The following is a 21,594-nucleotide window of genomic DNA, read 5'->3' as shown; positions in this document are numbered from 1 at the left end:
AGCCTTCCTACTAGAACGACGGCGGTGCCACCTCGCGAAGGTGGCACCGCCGTCGTTTGTCTTTCCAGGCCGCTTTCAATCTTTGGTCCCACCGAGATGGGCAACTCGCTGGGACCAGGCATCATGCCCCAGCGAGACCGCAGACTCAGGGGGTTGGGGTCCCGGGTTCCCCCCTTTGCTCAGGTAAATCATCTGGACCAGCGGAATCAGCTGAATCGGGTTCCGGCCTAGGCTTAGCATCGGGGTCCAGCTCGGGATCCTTGTCCCAGCCGCGAGCAGCAATATATCTCACCGCAGAGTTGGTGACTGCGAGGGTCGGAACGGCGAAGAGCGCCCCGGGGATACCCGCCAGGAAGGACCCCGCGGCAACTGCCAGGATCACAGCCACCGGATGCAGGGAGACTGCCTTGCCCATCACGAGGGGCTGCAGCACATGACTCTCCAATTGCTGTACAACGAGCACCACGATCAGCATAATGAGGGCGTTGACCGGGCCATTAGCAACCAGCGCCAACAACACTGCCACCGCACCTGTCACCAGGGCACCGACAATCGGAATGAAAGACCCCAGGAAAACTAGGACGCCAAGCGGCAAGGCGAGCGGAACCTGCAAGATTGCCGCGCCAACACCGATGCCGACCGCGTCCACAAAGGCCACAAAAACCTGTACCCGAACGTAACTAACCATTGAGGCCCACCCTTTACGGCCAGCCCCATTAGTTGCCGCTCGCGCCCTGCGGGGCATAAGTCCCACCAGGAAAAGCCAGATCCGTTCCCCTTCCAGAAGGAAGAAAATCAGAATGAAAAGCGCCAGGATCAGTCCGGTGCCGAAGTGCCCAGCCGAACTACCGAAGGACAGCGCGCCGCTCACAATGCTGTCGCTATTGCCTTCCAGAGCCTTACCGGCTTGCTGCAGGTAGCCGTCAATCTGGGTTGCGGAAAGATGCAAAGGCCCGGTCGATAGCCAGTCCTGTACCTTCTGCACCCCGAGTAGGGCCTCGGACCAAAGGTCGTGGAAACCCACCACCAGCTGCCTACCGACCAGGGTGAGAGCGGCAACCAGGACGGCGAGCATGCCGAGTTCGGTAATAGCCACGGCCAAGCCACGGGAAACCTTGTGCCGGACGAGCCACTTCACCACGGGCATCAGCAAGCCCGCCAAAAGGGCGGCGACCAGCACCGGGATAATCAGGAAACTGACGAAGCGCAGCAGCCAAATAATGCCACCCGCCACCACCAGGATAGCTCCGAGCCGCCAAGCCCATTCCGCCCCAATGCGCAGCGCATAGGGGATGTCTTGGGCTTCTTGCGCGGCTTTCGCCGTAGTACGGCCTGTTTCATGGTCGGTCATGGATCAATACTTGCCTATCCAGCGCGCAAAACGAAAGCTACCAGGGAAGCTAGAACCTAATCGCGTCGATGACTTTCACCCTGACTGCTACCAAGGCGGGCAAAGCCCCGGCGAGGGCACCAGCCAGCACGGCCGAGGCCAGTCCAATCAAGGCAGCACTGATGGGGAAAGGCGGATAGTCCGCGATTCCCGGACCAATAAAGGACTCCAATTGAGGATTCTTCACAATCGCGATGGCGAGCATCACTCCGAGTATCCCGGCAATAGTGGTCGCCACCACGGACTCCATCAGCACTCCAAAGAACACTCTGGCTCCGGTGGCGCCGAAACTGCGCCGAATGCCGATTTCCCGAACCCGATGCTTGATCGTCACCATAGAGATATTGAGCAGGGAGAGAATCCCCAGGAACATCACCACCCCCGCGATAGCACCAACAACGAGTTCGATCTGCAGATAAGGATCTCCCATGGCTGCGTAATCGGAGCGATTGACCGATACCTGCGCGGCCGGGAAAGCCGACTGTAGATCCCCTCTTAAGCTAGCGGTGAGCTGGTCAGCTTGCCCCACTTGCGACCAGATTTGAGCGTTGAATCCGGCGTCCAAGGCACCCACTCCCAATGACGCGGCGGCCTCCGGTAGTAGATAAGCACTAGCGGGTTCCAGCGGTCCATACTGATTCGGTAGCACGCCAATGATGATCATGCTGGTGCCCTTCTCCCCGGTTGCGGAGATTTCCGGGTCGGTGTTCAGATTCGGACTACCGATTGACTGGTAAAAAGTCTGGTTGACTACCAAGGCTGGCGCCAGCCGCTGCGCGTCATCCGGAGCAAACCAGTGACCCTTGAACAGCTTGAGACGATGGATCACCCCGTAGGCTGGATCGACGGCGCTCGCCTGCGCCTGCTGCACTCCATTGGGAAACTGAAAGGACAGCTGGAATTGCTGTTCGGTACTGAAATACTCCAGCTGGTATTGCTTCATCACCGCTATGAATTTCTGCCGTGAACTCGTCATGGTGACACCGGGACCCGGGCTGATGTAGGCGCTCACCGTAGCCGATCGCCCACCGGAGCGTTCCTGACTTTGCTGAATCGACTCTCGGGCCAAGTCCCCCATTCCTACCACTGTGCTGAGCGCTGCTACCGAAAGAGCAACGCCAATTAAAGAGAGCAGCACTCGGGTTTTGTGCACTTTGAACTCGCCCCAGGCCTCAACCACGGCGGCGAAGAAGCCGGTCATGCCAGCACCTCAGCGGCCTGAAGGAGGCTAGAATCCTCGGTGAGCACACCGCCGTCCAAGCGATAATGCTGACGAGCTAGTCGCGCGATGTTCACGTCATGGGTGATGGTGAGCAGTGCAGCCCCGCTCTCCGCAGCCACCCCATCCAGTAGCTTCATCACGCTCTGGCCGGTTTCGACGTCGAGTGCTCCGGTAGGTTCGTCCGCCAAGATTAGCTGCGGCTTCCGGACCAATGCCCGGGCGATCGCAACTCGCTGCTGCTCTCCGCCGGAGAGCAGCGCCGGTATGGTATCCATCCGCTCCGCTAGCCCTACCTGTTCAAGCATCTCCGCAGCCAGTCGGCGCCGACGCCAAAACGCGGAACCAGCCGAATAGAGCAGCGGCATCATCACATTCTCCAGAGCGGAGCGACCGGGCAACAGGTTGAATTGCTGGAAGACGAAACCAACCGCCGAGCCTCGCAATTTGGCTCGGGTCCGTTCACTCAGATTGCCAGCGTCTCTCCCAACAAAGCGGAGCTGCCCGCTGCTAGGTAGGTCCAACAGCCCGAGTAAGTTGAGCAAGGTCGATTTTCCGGAGCCGGAGCGTCCCACAATCGCGGTGTGGTCCCCTTTTCGCAAACACAAATCAACGCCACGCAAAATATGCAAAGGTTCGTCGTTGGGCAGCACAACGGTTCTGGTCACCTGTTCTAATTCGACCAAGATCTCCTGATCCCTACGGTCCGAAATCTTCGTATCCGTTCGAGGACTCGCCATCTCAACCACCCTGCACCATGACGCCAGGCATCCCCGGCTGCTGCTCACCCGGGGCACCGGGGACATATTGCAAAATGGTCTCCCCCTCAGCCAGCCCCTTGATGACCTCGATCAGCTTTCCATCGTTCAGTCCAAGTTCTACCTTGCGTTCCTCGGCGGCCTGCTGTTCCTTTTGTACCCAAACCACGCCATTCTGGAAGCTTCCTTTGACTGCCGAAAGCGGCACCGCAATCACGTTCTTAGCGGTACCCGCGGTCAGCGCGATCTTCGCGCCCAAGCCCGCGAACACCGGAGTTCCGGTGGGCACCTTGCAACTCACCGTTCCTGAGGTGTCTGCGTTCTCGGCCGTGCCGCTTCCAGCGGAGCCGCTTCCGGTGGTACCGCCTGGTCCGCTTTGTGCCAGCGGCACTGAAAGGCCCCCGGTCCCAGCTCCTAGACCGGTCCCACTCACCCCGGAGCTCCCTGAGGTATCGGAGTTCCCAGAGTCTCCGGGAAGCTTCGCGCTTCCGATGGCCACCCCGACGCAATCAAACGGCGCAGGTCCGCTGTTTACCGTCACGACCGCCGTCGCAGGTTTCTTCATCAGCCGGAACTGCTGATCGGTGCTCATGTCACCCTCAACGGAGAGCGTCTGTGGATTGATGCTGCCGAGGTTTTGTCCCACGCTGAGCTGCTGCTCCAGCAACACCGGAAAACTGTCCAGCACCCCAGAATTAGCAGCAACGACGTCGAGGTATCGATACTTCGGTTGGGCTGCCGCTTTTAGATTCTCATCCACACTGGCCGGCACCTCAGACTTCACCTGAAGCAGCAAATCGCCAACGCTGACCTTCTCCCCGAGCTTCACATAGAGTTGCACCACCTGGCCAGCTGCGGTGGAGAGAATAGGGATTGCCGGATCGTTGCGGATGGAAGCCTTTATCTCCACCACGTTATTGATGGTGGTTTTGCCAACGGTGAGCGTAGCAGGGGTCAGCTGAGCGGCGGGAGCTTCGGCCACGCTCTGGTTCTCAAGTCCACTCCCAAAGGCGATCTTCACCAGAGCCACCGCAATAATCGCGAAAACAGCCAGCCAGAGCACGGGAAATACCACCCGACGCATTATTTTCACCGGAGCACCTCGAGGTTTCTCAATAGTTAGTAGTATTTAAAACCCTCCCACAGCGCCTTAAATCGGACAAGAGAAGCTAACGGTTTTCATCCTCCAGGATGAAAGAATGAATTCATGAGTGCAGACGCTCCAGCCATCCCCACCTTTATAGCCCGCCCCGAGTGGTATGGGGATGGTTCGCCGAACCCCCTGCCCGCTTCCGGCCGAGCGCTGCGCTGGGGAGTGGTGGCCACCGGCTCGATTTCCAACACTGTAACCGCTGACTTAGCTCTGCTAGAGGATGCTGTTTTGCAGGCCGTTTCATCCCGCTCGGAGCAAAGCGCCGCCCAGTTCGCGCGAAAGTTCGGCTTCGCCAGTAGCTATTCGGATCAGGACGGCGTACCGGGCTACCAGCGAATGTTCGACGATCCACTGGTCGACGTGGTGTATATCGGGACCCCGCACGGTCAACATTTCGAGGTAGCCAAGGCGGCATTACTCTCGGGAAAACATGTGCTCTGCGAAAAAGCCCTCACCATCAATGCCCGGGAGGCCGAGGAATTAATTCGGCTGGCTGGTGAGCGTGGGCTATTCCTAATGGAAGCGCTGTGGTCTCGGTTCACTCCGGGGGTGCAGCGAGCGGTGGAGATTGTCTCCAGTGGTGCGCTTGGCGAAATCCACTGGGTACGCGCGGACCTCGGCTTTCCGGCACCGCAAGATTTGAACTCCCGGATTTGGGCTCCGGAAGCCGGAGGCGGCGCGCTCTTAGACCTCACGGTCTATCCCCTGGTCTGGGCCTGGGGCATGCTGGGCGCACCGGATTCGGTTCAGGCTAGCGGAACCCTGACTGACTGGGGCGTGGATGCGCAGAATGCCATCACCTTGGAATACTCGCGCGGTGCACATGCTCAGTTGATGAGCTCATTGCTGGCCCAAGGACCCCGGCAGGCCAGTGTGGCTGGCAGCAAGGGCTGGTTGAGCACACTCGGCTCTGTTCCCAACCCCTCGGGCTTATCTATCCGTTATGGCTGGAACGGCTCCGGCTGGGACGAGGAACGCAGCGAAGAATTCAGCCCGGTGGGCTCCGGCTACACCTATCAGCTTCGCGAAGTCAGCCGATGTATCCAACAAGGACTCCAGCAAAGCCCCACCATGCCCTGGCAGGATTCCTTGGATATTATGCGGCTTTTCGACGGCGTGCGGGCGCAACTAGGCGTTAGCTACCCTAACGACCAGCGCTGAGTAACCAACCCGACTCGATCTAAATACCCCGACTCAGGTCCAGCGGTAAAGGATGTACCACTTGTAGATATCGCTCCAACTACAAGTCTGGACAATAACTGCGCCGTAACTCTTCAGTTCGTAATAGCGATTGATGCACTCCTGCGAGGTCGGGTAATAGCTCATCTCTGTTGCGCCAACTACCGCAGGCCTGGCCGGAGCGGTGCTGACCGCGGCCGCTCCGGCGGGGGCCGCCGTCGCCAGCGCCCCCATCGAAAGTCCCAGCGCCAACACGGCAGAGGCGATGATTCTGTGATTCTTCATTTTTCAACTCAATCCACTGAACAACACTGAGGTGCCAATGCGCCTTAGGCTACACCCAAGTAGGCTTCTTTGATGGCGGGATTGCTGAGCAATTCCTTACCGGTGCCACTGTGCGTGATCTCCCCGGTCTCCAGAACGAAAGCCCGGTGCGCCCGAGCCAGCGCCTGATTGGCGTTCTGCTCGACCAGCAAGATCGTGGTGCCCTGTTTATTGATCTCGGTGATGATCGAGAAGATTTGCCGGATAAATTGCGGGGCCAGACCCATCGAAGGCTCATCGAGTAGCAGCAGCTTAGGGCTGGACATCAGCGCCCTACCGATGGACAGCATCTGCTGCTCTCCACCGGACATGGTGCCCCCAAATTGCTTCTGCCGTTCCTTCAGTCGAGGGAACAAATCGAAGACCCGCTCTAGATCCTGCTCCAGACCGGATTTATCGGCGCGGCCGAAGGCTCCCATATCGAGATTCTCCATCACGGTCATCCCGGGGAAAATCCCGCGACCTTCGGGAGCCTGCGAAATACCCCGAACCACTCGGATATGCGCCTTCACCTTGGTCACGTCCTGACCTTCGAAGGTGATCGATCCCGAGCTCGGATTGAGCAGACCTGAAATGGTTTTCATGGTGGTTGTCTTGCCAGCACCATTCGCCCCGATCAGCGAGACAATCTCGCCCTCTTCGACCTTGAAGGACATCCCTCTGATCGCCTGGATCCGGCCGTAGAAAACATCGACGTTCTTCAACTCAAGCAAGGTCATCTTCAGGCACTCCCAAGTAGGCCGCAATCACTTTCGGATCTTCGCGGATATCGTGCGGCAGGGCATCGGCGATCTTCTTGCCGAATTCCAGCACCACAATCCGATCGGTCACCCCCATCACCAATTTCATATCGTGCTCAATCAGCAACACGGTGTAGCCATCGTCGCGAATGGTGCGGATCAGCGCCATCAGCTCCTCTTTTTCCGCCGGATTGAATCCCGCGGCAGGCTCATCGAGGCAGAGCACCTTCGGATCGGTGGCCAGGGCTCGGGCAATCTCCAACCGGCGCTGGTAACCATAGGGCAGATTCTTTGCCAAGGTCTCACCGTGATCGGCAATGCCAACGAATTCCAGCAAGGCAATGCCTCGCTCAATCGCTGACTTCTCCTCACGGATGTGGCGAGGCAATCTCAACAAGGCACCCACCACGCTAGTCTTGTGCCTGGCATCCAGCCCAACCACCACATTCTCCAGTGCCGTCATTTCACGGAACAACCGAATGTTCTGGAAGGTCCGGGCCAGTCCAATTTGGGTGATCTTGTGTCGCCGCTTCCCACCGATTGAATGACCCTCCAGCAGCACCTTCCCGCTGGTGGGTTTGTACACGCCGGTCATGGCATTGAAGCAGGTGGTCTTGCCTGCACCGTTGGGACCAATGAGCCCGAGGATCTCCCCCCGCTTAATGTTGAAGGAGACATTGTCCAGTGCGGTCAGACCACCAAATTTGACCGTGAGGTTCTGGACCTCGATCAGATTGTCGCCAACCTGGACCTCATAATCCCGATCCGGGGCGGCCTTCTCAGCCACCTCCAGATCAACGCCCTCGGCTGCCAGCGCGGCTTCGTCCACGGAATCCGTACTCATGCCTGCGCCTCCTTACCTTCAACCACGGTGGGACTCAGCTCAGCCGGGGGGGACCCGCCGTCGGACTTCTTTCTTAGCTGGGCATAGGCTCTCCGCCCGTAAGCCAGAAGATTCTGCCGGGCGGCCAGCAAGCCGTGGGTCCGGAAGATCATCAATAGCACCAGCGCCAAGCCGAAGATCAGATACTTGTAATCGGCAATCGCGGTGAAACGTAATGGAATATAGGCCACCACAGCACCACCGATGATCGCGCCGACCTTGTTCCCAGCACCGCCAAGGACAACTGCGGCGAGGAAAAGCACCGAGGTCTGCACATCGAATTTCTGGTTATTGACGAATCCAATCTGGCCGCCATAGAGCGCGCCAGCCATACCACCAACGGCAGCACCGAGCGCGAAGGCCCAGACCTTGTACTTGAAGGTGGGCACCCCCATGATCTCGGCCGCGTCCTCATCTTCACGAATCGCTACCCAAGAGCGTCCAACTCGGCTACGTTCCAGATTGCCCACGAGCAAGAGCACGATAATAATCACCGTCAGGGTGAGCCAATACCAGGGAATACCGTTGGAATTAGCGAAGAGCGGTGTCCCATCGGACTGCTCACCGGGGGGATGCCCAACATCCTGGAAGCCAACCTGACCACGCATGGCCGGGATAATGGTAGCCAGAATACGAACGATCTCGCCGAAACCCAGGGTGACAATGGCCAGATAATCACCGCGCAGACGCAGTGTTGGCACGCCCAAGATCACCCCAAAGAACATGGTGATCGCCATTGCCACCGGCACCGTCCAGAGGAAGGGAATCTTCAAGAACGGTGAATCCGGACTAGTCAGCATGGCCGCTACATAGGAACCGACCGCGAAGAATGCGACATAGCCCAGATCCAGCAGACCGGTGTAACCGACCACAATGTTTAGGCCAACCGCGACCAGGGCATAAACCGCCATCTGAGCACAGGTGATGGCAAAGTTATTGCCCGGCTCGGTGGAGATGATAGGTGGGTTAATCACGGGCAGTAAATAAGCCAGTACCACCGCAATAATGAGCCACATCCATTGCTGTGGCCGTGGAAGTGCCCTCCAACGAGTACCAAGATTGGTAAAGAAGGTTCTCATGCTTTACTCCTTCCCAGCGACGTTCCCAGAATGCCTTCTGGCCTCACCAACAACACCAGAACCAGCACTACGAAGGCCACTACGTCGGTCCACTGCGAGTTACCGAGCAAAATTTGACCGTAGTTACCAATGACGCCCAGTAGTAAGCCACCTAGCAGAGCGCCACGTACGTTTCCGATACCGCCAAGAACCGCTGCGGCGAAGGCCTTGATCCCGAGCACGAAGCCACCACTGTATTGCACACCGGAGGGGATTTTCATCACATAAAACAGTGCTGCCGCACCGGCTAGTACGCCGCCGATCACGAAGGTGGTGATGATAATCCGATCCTTATTGACACCCATTAAGGTAGCCGTATCCGGATCCTGAGCAACCGCCCGGATGCCGCGGCCAGTGCGGGATCGGCTGATGAACTGGTCAACGACGATCATCATGATGACGGCGGCGATCACGATCACCAGTTGCTGAGAATCGATGATGGTGCCGAAGACATCAAAAATGGGGGTTGGCTTGAACATAATAAGCGCTGGCTCGGGGTTCGGACCGCGCCATAGGAAGATCGCGTATTGGATCACGAAGGAGGCACCAATAGCGGTGATCAGGAAGACCAGTCGAGGCGCTTTCCTTCTCCGTAGCGGTCTGTATGCCAGTCGTTCCAGTAAGAAGGCCGTCAACGCTGACGCCGCCATACCGACAATCATGGCTAAGAGAAGATTGAGAATGATAGACCAGATGCTCAGATTAGGAGCTGAGGGACCGAAGCCCAATCCAGCCAGGGTGAAGACAACGCCGTAACAGCCGACGATAAAGACTTCGGAGTGGGCGAAGTTAATCAGGTTGAGAACGCCATAAACCAAGGTGTATCCGAGGGCGACCAGAGCGTAGATAGCTCCAAAGGTCAGTCCGTCAAAGGTGGCACTCCAGAAATTTTGTCCTAAGGAGGCGACGTCGAAGCTAATCCATTCGCCGTCGGTGGGAACAAGCTGCGGAACAGCGTGAATGAAAGATGCGAGCATATTGTGTCCTGGCTCTAGGGAGGGCTAATCAAAAAATGTGCTGTGGGGTCCGAGCTGCGGACCCCACAGCACACCTGCAATGAGCGTTATTCGCCGATCGGCCCGATCGGTACGATCTTGCCGTTCTCTACCTTGTAGCCGTAGACGGTCGGGGCCTGCAGCTCGCCCTTGTCGTCCCACTTGTAGTGCTTGCTCAAACCGTCCTTGTCGTAGCTCTTGACCCAGGACAGCAGATCCGCACGAGTCTGCTTACCGGCATCAATACCGGACAGCAGCACGGTGGTTGCGTCATAACCTTCGATGGAATAGGTGCCAGGTTCCGAGTTGGTCAGTTTCTTATACGCTGATTCGAAGGTCGGGATCAGCTCGCCCGGGATACAGGGGCAGGTAAAGTAGGCGTTCGATGAGGCATCGCCGGCCAGCTTGATGAATTGGTCGTCTTTCACCCCGTCCGGGCCCACGAAACTTCCGGTGAAGCCCTTGCTGGCCAACTGCTGATCGAAGGGCGCGCCCTCAGCGTAGTAGCCCGCGTAGAACACGGCATCTGCCTTTGAGTTCATGATCTTGGAAATGATGGCGGAGAAATCCTTCTGCCCCGTGGTCACCTTGTCGCTGCCGGCCAGCACATCACTGCTGAGTGCGGCCGTAGTGGAGGTTCCCAAGCCAATGCCGTAATCGGAATCGTCCTGAACCACGTAGATCTTCTTGGCCTTCAACTTGTCCGTGAGGAACTTAGCGGCGGCAGGACCCTGCACGGCGTCATTACCGAGGCCTCGGAAGAAGGTCTTCCAGCCATTCTGAGTCAATCCGGGGTTCGTGGCAGAGGGTGTGATGTGCACCAGACCCTTCTGATCGAAGATACTTCCGGTAGCCTTCGATTCGCCGGAGAACGGCAGACCCACAACGCCGATGATGTCAGACTCGGAGACTATCTGAGTCACCGGGCCAGTGGCCTTATTCGGATCACCTTCGGTATCGAACTTCTTGAACTGAACTTGGCAACCCGGATTAGCCTCATTGTGCTCGTTGATGGCTAACTGAATGCCATTGAAGATATTGATGCCGAGTTGAGCGTTGGGGCCTGTTTCCGCACCACCGTAGGCAATGGTTGTAGTCGCCGGGCAGGTAGCCTTGCCATCCCCTTTGGGGAGAACTGCGTCCTTGGGTACATCGACCGTAGTGATCGCGGGAATGTTAATACCGCTTCCGCCCCCAGCAGAGCTGCTTCCCCCCGAGCTAGCTTGATTGGCACAAGAGGTCATCAGCAAGCCAGCAGTGGCGGCAACCGCCAGGCCGGCGAGCACTTTCTTCCGGTTCATAAATATCCCTTCCAACTGTGATCAGTGCCAGGCGTGCGAGTAAGCCCAGCATCAGACCGAATATGTTTCCTGACACTACAGCCAATTTTGTGTTTTTGGACACATTTTGTGGCAAAGATCAGATAACGAATGAGGGTCGATCATGTTACTTATTGTGATCCGGGTCACATTATAGACCTGGGTGAGTCACCCCGGGCAAGCGAGTTGATCCTCCCCCGGGGTGAAAGGCGTTAAACGAACGACGGCGCCCCCTCCAAAGAGGGAGCGCCGCCTTAAGTTTCTAGCTGCTTTGGCTCGGCTGGACTATGCTCGCCGGACTGTTTTTATGAGTCTATGCAGCCAAACGCGCAGAGAGGTTTTCGTCCAGAGCAGCCAGGAAGTCCTCGGTGGTCAGGAAGGCCTGATCGGGGCTGACCAGCAGCGCGAGGTCCTTGGTCATCTTGCCGGATTCCACAGTCTTGATAACCACATCTTCCAGGGTCTCCGCGAAGGTGATGACCTCGGGGGTGTTATCGATCTTGCCGCGGTGCATCAAGCCACGGGTCCAGGCGAAGATCGAGGCGATCGGGTTGGTCGAGGTGGGCTTGCCCTGCTGGTGCTGACGGTAGTGACGAGTCACGGTGCCGTGTGCAGCCTCGGCCTCGACGGTCTTGCCGTCCGGGGTCATCAGCACGGAGGTCATCAGGCCGAGCGAGCCAAAGCCCTGCGCCACGGTATCCGACTGGACATCGCCGTCGTAGTTCTTACAAGCCCAGACGTAGCCGCCTTCCCACTTCATCGCGGAAGCCACCATGTCGTCGATCAGCCGGTGCTCGTAGGTCAGGCCCGCCGCATCGAACTGAGCCTTGAACTCGTTGTCGAAGACCTCCTGGAAGAGGTCCTTGAACTGGCCATCGTAGGCCTTCAGGATGGTGTTTTTGGTGGAAAGGTAAACCGGGTAATTGCGCTGCAGGCCGTAGGCAAAGCTGGCCCGAGCGAAGTCCTTGATCGAGGCGTTGAAGTTATACATGCCCATTGCGACACCGCCCTCTTCGGGGTAGGTGACAACTTCCTGCTTGATCTCCTCGCCGCCGTCGGACGGGGTGAAGGTCAGGGTCAGCGTGCCGGGGCCGGGGACCTTGAAGTTGGTGGCGCGGTACTGATCGCCGAAGGCGTGACGGCCGATGATGATCGGCTTGTTCCAGCCGGGTACCAGGCGCGGGATATTGGAAATGATGATGGGCTCGCGGAAGACCACGCCACCGAGGATGTTACGGATCGTGCCGTTAGGGGAAACCCACATCTTCTTCAGACCGAATTCCTCGACGCGGGCCTCATCGGGAGTGATGGTGGCGCACTTAACGCCAACGTGGTGCTCCTTGATGGCGTTCGCCGCGTCGATAGTCACCTGGTCATCGGTGGCGTCGCGGTTCTGAATGGAGAGGTCGTAATAGCGCAGATCAATGTCCAAATAGGGGTGGATCAGACGATCCTTGATGAACTGCCAAATAATGCGGGTCATCTCGTCGCCGTCGAGTTCGACTACCGGCCCTACCACTTTGATCTTGGACACTGCTTCTCCTTGAATTTTCTTCGGGATTCTCTTGCTAACTATGCCACGAGCGCCCTATCGGGGCTAAATCCGAGAGGCAAGGCGTCGATGCACTAGCACCGATGAAGCTCCCCCGGATTCTGGCTTCAGCCGCCCCAAAAACGGCACCCGTTTCCCCCAAATGCGCCTGTAATTACGGATGCATTTAGGGGAAACGGGCGCCGAAATCGGGATCGCTCGGGATCGCTCGGGATCGGGTCGGTTATGTCGGTAAGCCGGTTAGGCCGGTTAGGCAGTTGGATCTGTGGGTTGCTGAGCGGTTTGCTGCTCCGTGGGATACGGCTGGTTCTGGTTCTGGCCCAGATAAGGCTGCTGGTAGTCCTGAACATTCGGAGCAGCCTGCGCATTCTGCGTGGGATACGGCTGGCTCGGGTACTGCTGACCTGCATTCGGCTGCGCAGGGTAGGCCTGCGCGGGATACTGCTGTGCCGAGTAAGCCTGGCCCTGTGCGGGGTATGCCTGGCTCGGATCCGGCTGTGCCCCCGGCTGGCCTTGCGGGTAGTAACCCGCCGGTCCATGGTTTTCCACCTGCACCGGAGGAGTCTTCTTGAAAGCTGCCGAAAGGTTAGTCACCAGCACCGCGAAAGGCACGATAAACATGTACGCGCTGATGAAAATATCCGTGGTGGAAGGCAACGAAACGTAAATGCCATAGCCAAGGAAAAGTACGCCGAAGATCACAGCGGCTACTCGCTGTCCGGTCTTCAGGCGCGGCAAAAAGGCAGAGCCAATCATGAGAGCACCCGCGATGATGAGACCCCAGACCATGGTGTTGGTCATCGCGTCGTTGAACATTATCTTGGCGGGTAAAGAGGCAAAAGCAGCGAGCATAAGAGGATCCCCCAGTGGATTCAGATGAGCAATACGGCTAAACATTAGTCATAAAACTCCAGGGGCGCCATGGGGAGTTCCTCTATGACGCGGGCCCAATTTCATCCTTCACCAAACCGTTTTAGTGAACAGCGCCAGGCCAAGGTTCTAAAACACTGAGCTCCCGCCTGCCGGAAGAGCCCACCGTTTTAGAAGAGCTAGTGGAAGAAGTGCCGGGCCCCGGTTAGATACAATGTGACGCCCGCTGCCTGCGCCGCCGCGATAACCTCTTCATCGCGCTTGGAACCGCCAGGCTGCACGACGGCGCGTACCCCGGCGTCGAGCAAGATCTGCAAACCGTCCGCAAAGGGGAAGAAGGCATCCGAGGCGGCAACCGCACCGCGAGCTCGCTGCACCGGGTTGCCGTCCGCATCCAGCGACAGGCTGTTCGCCCGCTCCACGGCAAGCTTGCAGGAATCGACCCGATTGACCTGTCCCATCCCAACGCCAACCGCGGCTCCTTCGTGCGCCAGCAAGATGGCGTTGGATTTGACCGCCCGGATGGCGCGCCAAGCGAAGACCAGATCAGCCAGAGTCTGTTCATCGGAAGCCTCGCCGGCAGCAAGTTCCCAGTTGCTCGGATCGTCGCCGTCGGCCGCAATGGTGTCGCTCATCTGAACCAGCACACCACCGGAAACCTGCCGGTACTCGGCCGGGTCGCGACGGTAGCCTTCGGGCAGGGTGAGCAGTCGAATGTCCTGCCGTAGCTTCAGTCGTTCTAGGGCTTCGGGTTCAAAGGAGGGCGCAATGATGACCTCGGTCAGCACGCCCTTGAGATTTGCCGCCAGCCCTGCGGTCACCGGACGGTTCACCGCGATAACGCCACCATAGGCGCTCATCGGATCACAGGCATGAGCCCGCGCATGGGCATCGGCTACCGGATCAACGGCTCCGGGCGAGGCCACCGCGATACCGCAGGGGTTGGCGTGCTTGATGATCGCCACGGCCGGCTCGTCGAAGTCGAAGGCGGCGCGCAGCGCAGCATCGGCGTCCACAAAGTTGTTGTAGCTCATGGCCTTGCCGTGCAGCTGATCGGCTTGGGCGATGCCGGGCGTCGCGGCTTTGTCCACATAGAGCGCGGCGGCCTGATGCGGATTCTCTCCATAACGGAGTACCTCGGAGCGTTCCAAGGACAAACCCGCATAGGGGGGCCAGTTATTCTCCGGATCGGTGCCATCGCCAAACTGAGCAGCCGTCCAGGAAGCCACCGAATTATCGTAGCTCGCGGTATGCGCGAAGGCAGCCGCGGCAAGCTGCTGCCTTTCGGTCAGCAAGAATCCGCCGTCCTGAGTGGCTCGCAGCACCTCCGAGTATCGACGTGGATCGACCACCACGGCTACAGAAGCATGGTTCTTAGCAGCCGCCCGCACCATCGAGGGACCGCCGATGTCGATCTGCTCAACCACCGCGTCCTGATTGGCTCCGGAACGCACGGTCTCAACAAAGGGGTAGAGGTTGACCACCACCAGGTCAAAAGCTTCGATCTGATGATCGGAGAGTTGCTGCAGATGATCCTCCAACCGTCGATCAGCCAGGATTCCGGCGTGAATGCGCGGATGCAGGGTCTTTACCCGGCCATCCAGCATTTCTGGTGATCCGGTCACCTCTTCGACCCCGGTTACCGGCACCCCGGAAGCCTTGATCCGGGCAGCGGTTGAACCGGTTGAAACGATGGTCACGCCCGCGGCGTGTAAGCCGGCAGCCAATTCCTCCACACCGGTTTTGTCGTAGACGGAGATCAGCGCGCGGCGGATCGGGACACGGTCGAATTCAGTGGGAGTCACCATCCAAGTTTATGCCACATCCCTTCACCTAAGCTTGGGGCATGCTTAATACTGGCTCCGATTCGGCGGAACCCACGCAGGAAGAACTACGACGGCTAGTGAACAGCGTCATCTGGCCAGGATTCCACGGAACAACCCTGCCCAGCTGGCTGCGAAAGGTGCTGGGCGAAGGGCTGGCCGGGGTGGTGTACTTCAGCCAGAATATCGATCCGGACTCCCCCGGTCAGATTGCCAAACTATCCGCCGAAGTCCGCGCCGCTCATCCGCTTGCGGTGATCGGCGTGGACGAAGAGGGCGGCGGGGTGAGCAGGTTACAAGCCAAACGTGGCTCGCTGGTGCCGGGAGCGGCACTGCTGGGCAGGCTGGACGACGTCGAACTCAGCGAAGCGGCCGGCCGCACCTTGGGCAGGCTCTGCCGGGAAGCCGGAATCAACCTCAATCTTGCACCGGTCGCGGATGTCAACACCAACCCACTCAACCCGGTGATCGGGGTGCGTTCCTTCGGCGCGGACACCGCATTGGTCGGCCGACACACAGTGGCTGTGCTGCGCGGAATCCAAGCTTTGGGTGTCGGTGCCTGCGTCAAGCACTTCCCCGGTCACGGCGACACCGTGACGGATTCACATTTAGGCCTGCCGCGGCTTGATCTGAAACCCGAGGTGTTGAAGGCACAACATCTGCCGCCCTTCCAGCAGGCAATTGAAGCCGGTGTGCAAGCCGTGATGACTGCCCATATTGTGGTACCCGGCCTGGGGGATCCAGCCCAGTCCGAGACTCCGGCCACTCTCAATCCCGCAGCCGGTGAGCTGCTGCGTAGTTTGGGCTTCCGGGGTCTGCAGATCACCGACGCCTTGGACATGGGTGCCATCAGAGCCACCGTAGGTTCCGGGCTGGGGGCCGTGCAGGCCTTACTCGCCGGGGCCGATCTGCTCTGCTTGGGCAATCCGGCGAACGCGGGCAGCAAATCCGAAGAAGCGGAGTACCTGGAAGTTTTCGACGCCGTGCTGGCCGCGGCTCAGAACGGCCAACTGCCGCGAGAGGTGCTGGAAACGGCGAGCGGGCGAGTAATGGCTTTCGCACGCTGGAGCACCCAAGCCATGGAGGCAGCGGCAGACACCCGCGGCGGAGCCGTTGAGCAGGACTGGGCGGCCAGAATCGTCAACGCCTTCAGCCTCAGCGAACCGCCGAGCGAACCCGGGGAAATCAGCAGGACTACAAATGAGCTCGAAGAATTGGCGAAAAAGCTGGCTTGGCCGACCGGGACGGAGCTGCACTTCCTCGATGCTCGGCGTGGCCACAATATGGCTGCCGGACCAAGCGGTAACTTCTTCGCGGCTGCCCTCTCCGAGCACTACCAGTTGAGGCGAAGCAGCCTGGACCAGCTGAGCTCAACTCCGGGAGCCGTCGTCGTACTCGCTGATGCACTACAACCCGGAAGCGAACAACTAGAAGCGCTTACGCAACTCGCCAAAAAAGCACCGAAGGCTATTTGCATCAATGCCGGAATGGCACCGGGAGTTCAGTTGCCGCTGAGCACCGTGAATTGTTTCGACTCTTCGCGGATCACCGCCCGGGCCGTTGCTGCACTGCTGAGCGGGTCCGTTCCAGGGCGTTGATGGTGGACTCGTAACTGCGCTGGGCGATGGCCACAAAAAGGCAGTCAACAAGCGCCAATTGGGCGATGCGGGAGGCCATTGCACCGGAGCGGAAGGCCGTCTCCCGCACCACGGTAAAGAGGCTGAGGTCCGCTTCGGTCACGATCCGCGACTTCCGAACATTGGTCATCGCTAAGCTGGCACCTCCTGCTGCCTTAGCGGCGCGCAAAAACTGTACCGTTTCCGGAGTTTCGCCCGAATGCGAAAAGGCCACCACCATATCGTTGGGACGCAAAAGAGCCACCCCCATCAGTGCGCCGTGTAGATCGGGATAGGAGATGGCTGTTCGACCGATCCGGGAAAGCTTGTACCGGAAGTCCTCAGCCACCACCGCTCCGGCTCCAATGCCGTAGAGCAATATTCTCTCCGCCTGGTCGAGTTGCTCGGCTGCCCGCCCCAGGGTGTCCAAATCCACGGTCGCCAAGGTTTCCTCAATGGCCATCAACTCGGTGAATCTCACCTTGTCCACGGCATCCGCGAGTGAATCTGTGGGGCTGATATCGTCGCCGAACCGTCTTGGCTCTGGTTCTACGGCAGTTTCCCTGCCGATCTCGGTGGCTAGTGCAAGTCGCAACTGGACATAACCGCTAAATCCGACGGTCCGGCAGAACCTCACCACCGATGGTTCGGAGGTCTGACATTTCTGCGCCAGTTCCGAGATGGTATTCCGCAGCACCACGCTGGGATCAGCGACAATGAGCTCGGCGATCCGACGCGCGGTGGGTGGTAGCGTCGGCAGGAGCGAATGGATGGTGGATTGAATGCTCATGTTGTAAATTTACAGCCCATTAAAGGACAATGTAGGTAATTTACAGATCGTCGAGACAGGACACATGGCAGGCACCGATAAATACACTGCACTACGGGCCGAGTTGGCGACCCTGGTGACCGAATCCTCCAATCCTGCTCTCGAGGATCTGGGCAGCATGAGCACCCTGGAACTCGCCGCCGCTATGAACCGAGAAGATAGCAAGGTGCCACAAGCAATAGCGGCTGCGGTACCGATGATCGCCTCCATTATTGACCAAATCGCCGCGCGAATGAGCCGTGGTGGCCGATTGATCTATATCGGTGCGGGCACCCCGGGCCGGATCGGGGTGCTGGACGCGAGTGAATGCCCGCCAACTTTCGGCACCGATCCGGGACAAGTAATCGGGGTGATCGCCGGTGGCGAGGGTGCGATCCGCAGCGCCGCCGAAAACGTCGAGGACGACGCCGCAGCCGGTGCCGCAGATCTGGGAGCCCTGAACCTGACCGAGGCGGATACCGTGATTGGCATCTCCGCCTCCGGCCGCACTCCCTATGTGCTCAGCGCCATTGAGGCGGCCCGGGCCGTCGGGGCGTTCACCGTCGGCTTCGCCTGTAACAGCGGATCACCGCTGGGTAAGCAGGCCGAGTTGCCGCTCGAAATCGAACTCGGCCCGGAGTTCCTGACCGGCTCCACCCGGCTCAAGGCAGGCACCACGCAAAAGCTGGTGCTCAATATGATCAGTACCATCACCATGGTGCGGCTAGGCAAGACCTACCGGAATCTCATGGTGGACCTGCGCGCCAGCAACGAAAAACTGCGTGCCCGCAGCGAACGCACCGTTATCCGGGCCACCGGGGTGGAAGCCAGCGCGGCGGCCGAGGCTTTGGCCTCGGTCGGCGGATCGGTCAAAGCAGCAATCTTGGTACTGATGACGGGTTTGAGCCCGGCAGAAGCCTCGGAGGCCTTGGAAAAGCAGCATGGCTTCTTACAGGAAGCCATCGATCAGGCTTGAAAACCGGCCTCAGGGAACCGCGCTGAACTCTAGTTCCTGAACCTCGGGAGCGTCCAGTGGGCTAAGCGAGAAACTGCATTTGAGTCGCCCTCGAGTCGCAGGCATGGTCCACTCCAGCTGAGCAGGGTTGCTGGAGTACCCGGCCGACCCTGGCTCCTCAAGCAAAGGGCCCAGTTGTTCCAGTAAGCCCGCCAGGCTCCCCCGCCGTTCGGCCATGGGGATGTCCAATTCGACATTCTCGGCGAAGATGCTGCGCGCTAGGGAATCATCCCAGCCCCGAACCAGCCGCTCGACCACGGCGCGGATCGCGAGCGCCTCCGGCCAGGGTTCCGCCCCCGGAAACTGCCCCTGATCGCCGTGAGCTTCGCGCGCCAAGAGCTCGCCGGCCAAAAGTTCTTCTAAGGCAGCGGCTACCGCTACCCCGACGTTCGCATAGCTGGCGTTCTCGAACCCCGCCAGCACGGTTGCGCTGCCCGGATGCCAACGAAACTGCGAAGAGAATCCGGGATATCCACCCGAGTGATAGATGATCCTGCCATGCACAGGGCTCTGCTGCACCATCAAACCGTAGCCGTAGCCAAGGAGTGAGCCATCCGGAGGCGTGAGCGGCATCAGTTGATGAATCTGCTGCATCTCCCGCCGAGCCGCCCGAGAAAGCACCTGATCAGCCTGACCTCCCTCCGGTTCTTCATCGAAAGCCGCCGCGAGCCAGCTCCCCCAGCGGCCCAGATCCTCCAGGGTGCTGAAGAGTCCACCGATCGCGGAGAACTCGCCCGGGGCGCTGAACGGTAGCAACTGCCAACCGTGGGCAAGTTTGCGAAAGCCGCGGGCCACCCCGCCAGCGGCCGGAACTGAAGAGTCGAATCCCGTCGATAAGAGCCCAAGCGGATGCAATAACTCGGCTTCGACAAAGTTCTGATAGGGCATTCCGGCAAGCTTCCGGATCACCTGACCCAGCAAGGCATAACCCAGATTGGAGTATTGATAATCGCTTCCGGGAACTCCTGCTAACCGGACCCCGGCGGACATGAGCTCCTGCATCTGTTCCACACTCAGGCTCTCCTGCCGGTCCGCCCAAGGATTGTCGGTGGGCAATCCGGAGGACATGGAGAGCAGCATTCGAAGCGTGGGCACAGCAGAGCCGACGATTCGCAAGCCGGGGAGGAAGGTGCTGATCTCATCATCCAAGCTGAGTAGCCCGCGCTCCCGGAGGATCAGCAAAGCCGCTGCCGTGAATGATTTTGTGCAAGAGGCAATTCGGTAGGCGGTATCCAGCCGGGGCTGGATACCGCTGCCGTCGCTGTCCCCAGCCAGATAGCTGACCAGCGGCTCGCCGTTCCGCCAGGCAGCCACGGCCAGCGAGGGGGCCAGCCCCTGGGCTAACCGTTCCGTCAACATGTCCGCCAGCCAAGTTCCGGCGTCCAATCCGGTGCTAATCATCCGGATCACACCTCACTCAGGAAGTCTTGCAAAATCTGCTGGCCGCCCCGCACGCTATGCACCGGAATCCGCTCATCCACCCCGTGCACACCCTGGTAGCTGCGGCCCTCCGGATCTGCGGTCAGCGGCGAGAATCCATAGCAGGAAATTCCGAGCTTACTGAAGGCTTTGGCGTCGGTGCCGCCACCCATACAGTAGGGAACCACGACGGCGGCCGGGTCGTGACGCAGTAGGCTCGCCTTCATGGACTCGAACCAGGGCGAATCGATGGCCGAGTTGGTGGGTGGTTCATGGGCGATGAAGCTCCTGCTCAGCCCCGGACCGAGTAAGCCGTCAATGGTTTCTAGGGTGCTTTCCTCGGTACCCGGTAGGCAGCGGATATCGATATCGGCTTCGGCAACTCCGGGAATGACGTTCACCTTGTAGCCAGCGCGCAACACCGTGGGGGTGGAGGAGCAGCGCACCGTCACTCTGGCCACTTCACCGGCCTCCCCCATCGCCTCGATCGCTGCAGCCACGCCCTCTTCGCTCTCCAAGTTCGCCGCAAAGCCGAGGGCCGCCGTCGTCTGCTCCAGATAGCCACGCACTACCGGGGTGAGCTTCAGCGGCCACCGGTAGACCCCCACTCTTTGCAGGGCAGCGATCAGATTCTTGACCGCATTGACCTCCACCGGGCGGGAGCCGTGCCCGGAGTTACCTTCCGCGCGCACCCTGATATGTAGCGTTCCGCGTTCCGCTGCCGCGACCGGATAGAGCCGGACCGAAGAGCCGTCCTGAGCGGTGAGTAGGTTCGCTGTACCACCGGATTCGCCAATAGCGGCCTGGACTCCGGCGAACAGCTCTGGGTGTTCATCCACCAGCCAGCCCGCGCCGTAATCTCCTTTGTCCTCTTCATCGGCGACAAAGGCCACCACAATGTCCCGGCGGGGCCGAAGGCCGGATTCCGCCCAGTTCAGTAAGGTGACCATCGTCATCGCCACCATGTCTTTCATATCGCAAGCACCTCGCCCGTGGATATAACCATCCTCGATCAGGCCGCTGAACGGGTCCCGGCTCCATTGTTCGGCCTCAGCGGGAACCACATCCAGGTGCGCATGTACCAAAAGTCCCGGAAGATGACGTTCCGTACCAGGCACTCTCAGCAGCACCGAGGAACGTTCCAGATTCGGGCCGAGAATCATTGGCTGATACCCCGCTTGTTCGAGCTTCTGCGCAATGAATTCAGCAATCTTGTGCTCACCATGACTCTTGCCTTCGCCGAAGTTGCTAGTGTCGAATCGAATCAGTTCTGCGCACAGTTCGGCTACGTCCACGCTCACGTTATTCCTCCTGGGGTTCTCTTCCTCACTTTGAGACTATATTGTGCTTGTAAGTGGTTTGCGTCACTGTTAACATTTTTGTAGCTTATTTACACCACGCTCGGTCCGCATC

Annotated in this window: 18 protein-coding genes and 1 pseudogene; 3 read left to right on the top strand and 16 right to left on the bottom strand. The window is 59.3% G+C overall.

Annotated features, from left to right (window positions below; translation table 11 throughout):
- Positions 1 to 145: 145 nt before the first annotated feature.
- The 4 genes from FHU41_RS13295 to FHU41_RS13280 are packed head-to-tail and all read right to left on the bottom strand — an operon-like array spanning position 146 to position 4,451.
- On the bottom strand, positions 146 to 1,351 hold the full coding sequence (locus tag FHU41_RS13295) for an AI-2E family transporter (protein WP_179390099.1): 1,206 nt from the start codon (positions 1,349 to 1,351) through the stop codon (positions 146 to 148).
- 49 nt (positions 1,352 to 1,400) lie between these two features.
- Positions 1,401 to 2,591: an ABC transporter permease gene (locus FHU41_RS13290; RefSeq protein WP_179390098.1), complete on the bottom strand. Its 1,191-nt coding sequence runs from the start codon at positions 2,589 to 2,591 to the stop codon at positions 1,401 to 1,403.
- Positions 2,588 to 3,349: an ABC transporter ATP-binding protein gene (locus FHU41_RS13285; protein ID WP_179390097.1), complete on the bottom strand. Its 762-nt coding sequence runs from the start codon at positions 3,347 to 3,349 to the stop codon at positions 2,588 to 2,590. Before FHU41_RS13285 ends, FHU41_RS13290 begins: the two co-directional genes overlap by 4 nt.
- A 1-nt stretch (position 3,350) precedes the next feature.
- Entirely contained in the window at positions 3,351 to 4,451 is a 1,101-nt protein-coding gene (locus FHU41_RS13280; protein ID WP_484573232.1) for a permuted SH3 domain-containing protein, read from the bottom strand.
- 123 nt (positions 4,452 to 4,574) lie between these two features.
- On the opposite strand from FHU41_RS13280, the gene FHU41_RS13275 reads away from it, so the two are divergent.
- Positions 4,575 to 5,681 (top strand): Gfo/Idh/MocA family protein, encoded by a 1,107-nt coding sequence (locus tag FHU41_RS13275; protein ID WP_179390095.1) that lies wholly within the window; start codon positions 4,575 to 4,577, stop codon positions 5,679 to 5,681.
- 33 nt (positions 5,682 to 5,714) lie between these two features.
- Here FHU41_RS13275 and FHU41_RS13270 read toward each other — a convergent pair whose 3' ends face one another.
- From FHU41_RS13270 to purH, 9 genes are all read right to left on the bottom strand, one after another.
- On the bottom strand, positions 5,715 to 5,984 hold the full coding sequence (locus tag FHU41_RS13270) for a hypothetical protein (protein WP_179390094.1): 270 nt from the start codon (positions 5,982 to 5,984) through the stop codon (positions 5,715 to 5,717).
- A 44-nt stretch (positions 5,985 to 6,028) separates the two neighbouring features.
- Positions 6,029 to 6,742, bottom strand: coding sequence for an ABC transporter ATP-binding protein (locus tag FHU41_RS13265; RefSeq protein ID WP_179390093.1), 714 nt, complete (start codon positions 6,740 to 6,742; stop codon positions 6,029 to 6,031).
- The gene (locus FHU41_RS13260; protein WP_179390092.1) at positions 6,729 to 7,607 is read right to left on the bottom strand and encodes an ABC transporter ATP-binding protein; all 879 of its coding nucleotides are present in this window, start codon (positions 7,605 to 7,607) and stop codon (positions 6,729 to 6,731) included. Before FHU41_RS13260 ends, FHU41_RS13265 begins: the two co-directional genes overlap by 14 nt.
- Positions 7,604 to 8,725 carry a branched-chain amino acid ABC transporter permease gene (locus tag FHU41_RS13255; protein WP_179390091.1) on the bottom strand — a complete coding sequence of 374 codons (1,122 nt, stop codon included), beginning with the start codon at positions 8,723 to 8,725 and terminating at the stop codon, positions 7,604 to 7,606. Before FHU41_RS13255 ends, FHU41_RS13260 begins: the two co-directional genes overlap by 4 nt.
- Positions 8,722 to 9,741: a branched-chain amino acid ABC transporter permease gene (locus FHU41_RS13250; RefSeq protein ID WP_179390090.1), complete on the bottom strand. Its 1,020-nt coding sequence runs from the start codon at positions 9,739 to 9,741 to the stop codon at positions 8,722 to 8,724. The genes FHU41_RS13255 and FHU41_RS13250 overlap by 4 nt, the downstream gene beginning before the upstream one ends.
- An 86-nt stretch (positions 9,742 to 9,827) precedes the next feature.
- Positions 9,828 to 11,060, bottom strand: coding sequence for a branched-chain amino acid ABC transporter substrate-binding protein (locus FHU41_RS13245; RefSeq protein ID WP_179390089.1), 1,233 nt, complete (start codon positions 11,058 to 11,060; stop codon positions 9,828 to 9,830).
- A gap of 331 nt (positions 11,061 to 11,391) precedes the next feature.
- Positions 11,392 to 12,612 carry an NADP-dependent isocitrate dehydrogenase gene (locus FHU41_RS13240; RefSeq protein WP_179390088.1) on the bottom strand — a complete coding sequence of 407 codons (1,221 nt, stop codon included), beginning with the start codon at positions 12,610 to 12,612 and terminating at the stop codon, positions 11,392 to 11,394.
- A gap of 267 nt (positions 12,613 to 12,879) precedes the next feature.
- A complete protein-coding gene (locus FHU41_RS13235; protein ID WP_179390087.1) occupies positions 12,880 to 13,482 on the bottom strand; it encodes an ABC transporter permease in 603 nt (200 codons plus the stop codon).
- Between the two features lie 197 nt (positions 13,483 to 13,679).
- Positions 13,680 to 15,305 (bottom strand): bifunctional phosphoribosylaminoimidazolecarboxamide formyltransferase/IMP cyclohydrolase, encoded by a 1,626-nt coding sequence (gene purH, locus FHU41_RS13230; protein WP_179390086.1) that lies wholly within the window; start codon positions 15,303 to 15,305, stop codon positions 13,680 to 13,682.
- Between the two features lie 41 nt (positions 15,306 to 15,346).
- Between purH and FHU41_RS13225 the strand changes: the two genes are divergently transcribed.
- Positions 15,347 to 16,921, top strand: a complete 1,575-nt coding sequence (locus FHU41_RS13225) for a glycoside hydrolase family 3 protein (RefSeq protein WP_179390085.1) — start codon at positions 15,347 to 15,349, stop codon at positions 16,919 to 16,921.
- Here FHU41_RS13225 and FHU41_RS13220 read toward each other — a convergent pair.
- Positions 16,869 to 17,729 carry a MurR/RpiR family transcriptional regulator gene (locus FHU41_RS13220; protein WP_179390084.1) on the bottom strand — a complete coding sequence of 287 codons (861 nt, stop codon included), beginning with the start codon at positions 17,727 to 17,729 and terminating at the stop codon, positions 16,869 to 16,871. The two genes, FHU41_RS13225 and FHU41_RS13220, sit on opposite strands and share 53 nt — an antisense overlap.
- A gap of 64 nt (positions 17,730 to 17,793) precedes the next feature.
- Between FHU41_RS13220 and murQ the strand changes: the two genes are divergently transcribed.
- The gene (gene murQ / locus FHU41_RS13215) at positions 17,794 to 18,723 is read left to right on the top strand and encodes an N-acetylmuramic acid 6-phosphate etherase (RefSeq protein WP_179390083.1); all 930 of its coding nucleotides are present in this window, start codon (positions 17,794 to 17,796) and stop codon (positions 18,721 to 18,723) included.
- Between the two features lie 9 nt (positions 18,724 to 18,732).
- Here murQ and FHU41_RS13210 read toward each other — a convergent pair whose 3' ends face one another.
- Positions 18,733 to 20,163 carry a serine hydrolase domain-containing protein gene (locus tag FHU41_RS13210; protein WP_179390082.1) on the bottom strand — a complete coding sequence of 477 codons (1,431 nt, stop codon included), beginning with the start codon at positions 20,161 to 20,163 and terminating at the stop codon, positions 18,733 to 18,735.
- A gap of 5 nt (positions 20,164 to 20,168) precedes the next feature.
- Positions 20,169 to 21,497, bottom strand: a pseudogene (locus FHU41_RS13205) (M20/M25/M40 family metallo-hydrolase); the annotation flags it as partial.
- Positions 21,498 to 21,594 lie beyond the last annotated feature (97 nt).

Source organism: Psychromicrobium silvestre (assembly GCF_013408295.1).
Taxonomy (GTDB): Bacteria; Actinomycetota; Actinomycetes; order Actinomycetales; family Micrococcaceae; genus Renibacterium; species Renibacterium silvestre.
This window is presented reverse-complemented; position numbering and strand designations above follow the sequence as displayed.

Excerpts from the sequence above, each read along its gene's own strand:
- FHU41_RS13295 (WP_179390099.1), bottom strand. The coding sequence starts at position 1,351 with ATGACCGACCATGAAACAGGCCGTACTACGGCGAAAGCCGCGCAAGAA.
- FHU41_RS13290 (WP_179390098.1), bottom strand. The coding sequence starts at position 2,591 with ATGACCGGCTTCTTCGCCGCCGTGGTTGAGGCCTGGGGCGAGTTCAAA.
- FHU41_RS13285 (WP_179390097.1), bottom strand. The coding sequence starts at position 3,349 with ATGGCGAGTCCTCGAACGGATACGAAGATTTCGGACCGTAGGGATCAG.
- FHU41_RS13280 (WP_484573232.1), bottom strand. The coding sequence starts at position 4,451 with ATGCGTCGGGTGGTATTTCCCGTGCTCTGGCTGGCTGTTTTCGCGATT.
- FHU41_RS13275 (WP_179390095.1), top strand. The coding sequence starts at position 4,575 with ATGAGTGCAGACGCTCCAGCCATCCCCACCTTTATAGCCCGCCCCGAG.
- FHU41_RS13270 (WP_179390094.1), bottom strand. The coding sequence starts at position 5,984 with ATGAAGAATCACAGAATCATCGCCTCTGCCGTGTTGGCGCTGGGACTT.
- FHU41_RS13265 (WP_179390093.1), bottom strand. The coding sequence starts at position 6,742 with ATGACCTTGCTTGAGTTGAAGAACGTCGATGTTTTCTACGGCCGGATC.
- FHU41_RS13260 (WP_179390092.1), bottom strand. The coding sequence starts at position 7,607 with ATGAGTACGGATTCCGTGGACGAAGCCGCGCTGGCAGCCGAGGGCGTT.
- FHU41_RS13255 (WP_179390091.1), bottom strand. The coding sequence starts at position 8,725 with ATGAGAACCTTCTTTACCAATCTTGGTACTCGTTGGAGGGCACTTCCA.
- FHU41_RS13250 (WP_179390090.1), bottom strand. The coding sequence starts at position 9,741 with ATGCTCGCATCTTTCATTCACGCTGTTCCGCAGCTTGTTCCCACCGAC.
- FHU41_RS13245 (WP_179390089.1), bottom strand. The coding sequence starts at position 11,060 with ATGAACCGGAAGAAAGTGCTCGCCGGCCTGGCGGTTGCCGCCACTGCT.
- FHU41_RS13235 (WP_179390087.1), bottom strand. The coding sequence starts at position 13,482 with ATGCTCGCTGCTTTTGCCTCTTTACCCGCCAAGATAATGTTCAACGAC.
- FHU41_RS13225 (WP_179390085.1), top strand. The coding sequence starts at position 15,347 with ATGCTTAATACTGGCTCCGATTCGGCGGAACCCACGCAGGAAGAACTA.
- FHU41_RS13220 (WP_179390084.1), bottom strand. The coding sequence starts at position 17,729 with ATGAGCATTCAATCCACCATCCATTCGCTCCTGCCGACGCTACCACCC.
- murQ (WP_179390083.1), top strand. The coding sequence starts at position 17,794 with ATGGCAGGCACCGATAAATACACTGCACTACGGGCCGAGTTGGCGACC.
- FHU41_RS13210 (WP_179390082.1), bottom strand. The coding sequence starts at position 20,163 with ATGATTAGCACCGGATTGGACGCCGGAACTTGGCTGGCGGACATGTTG.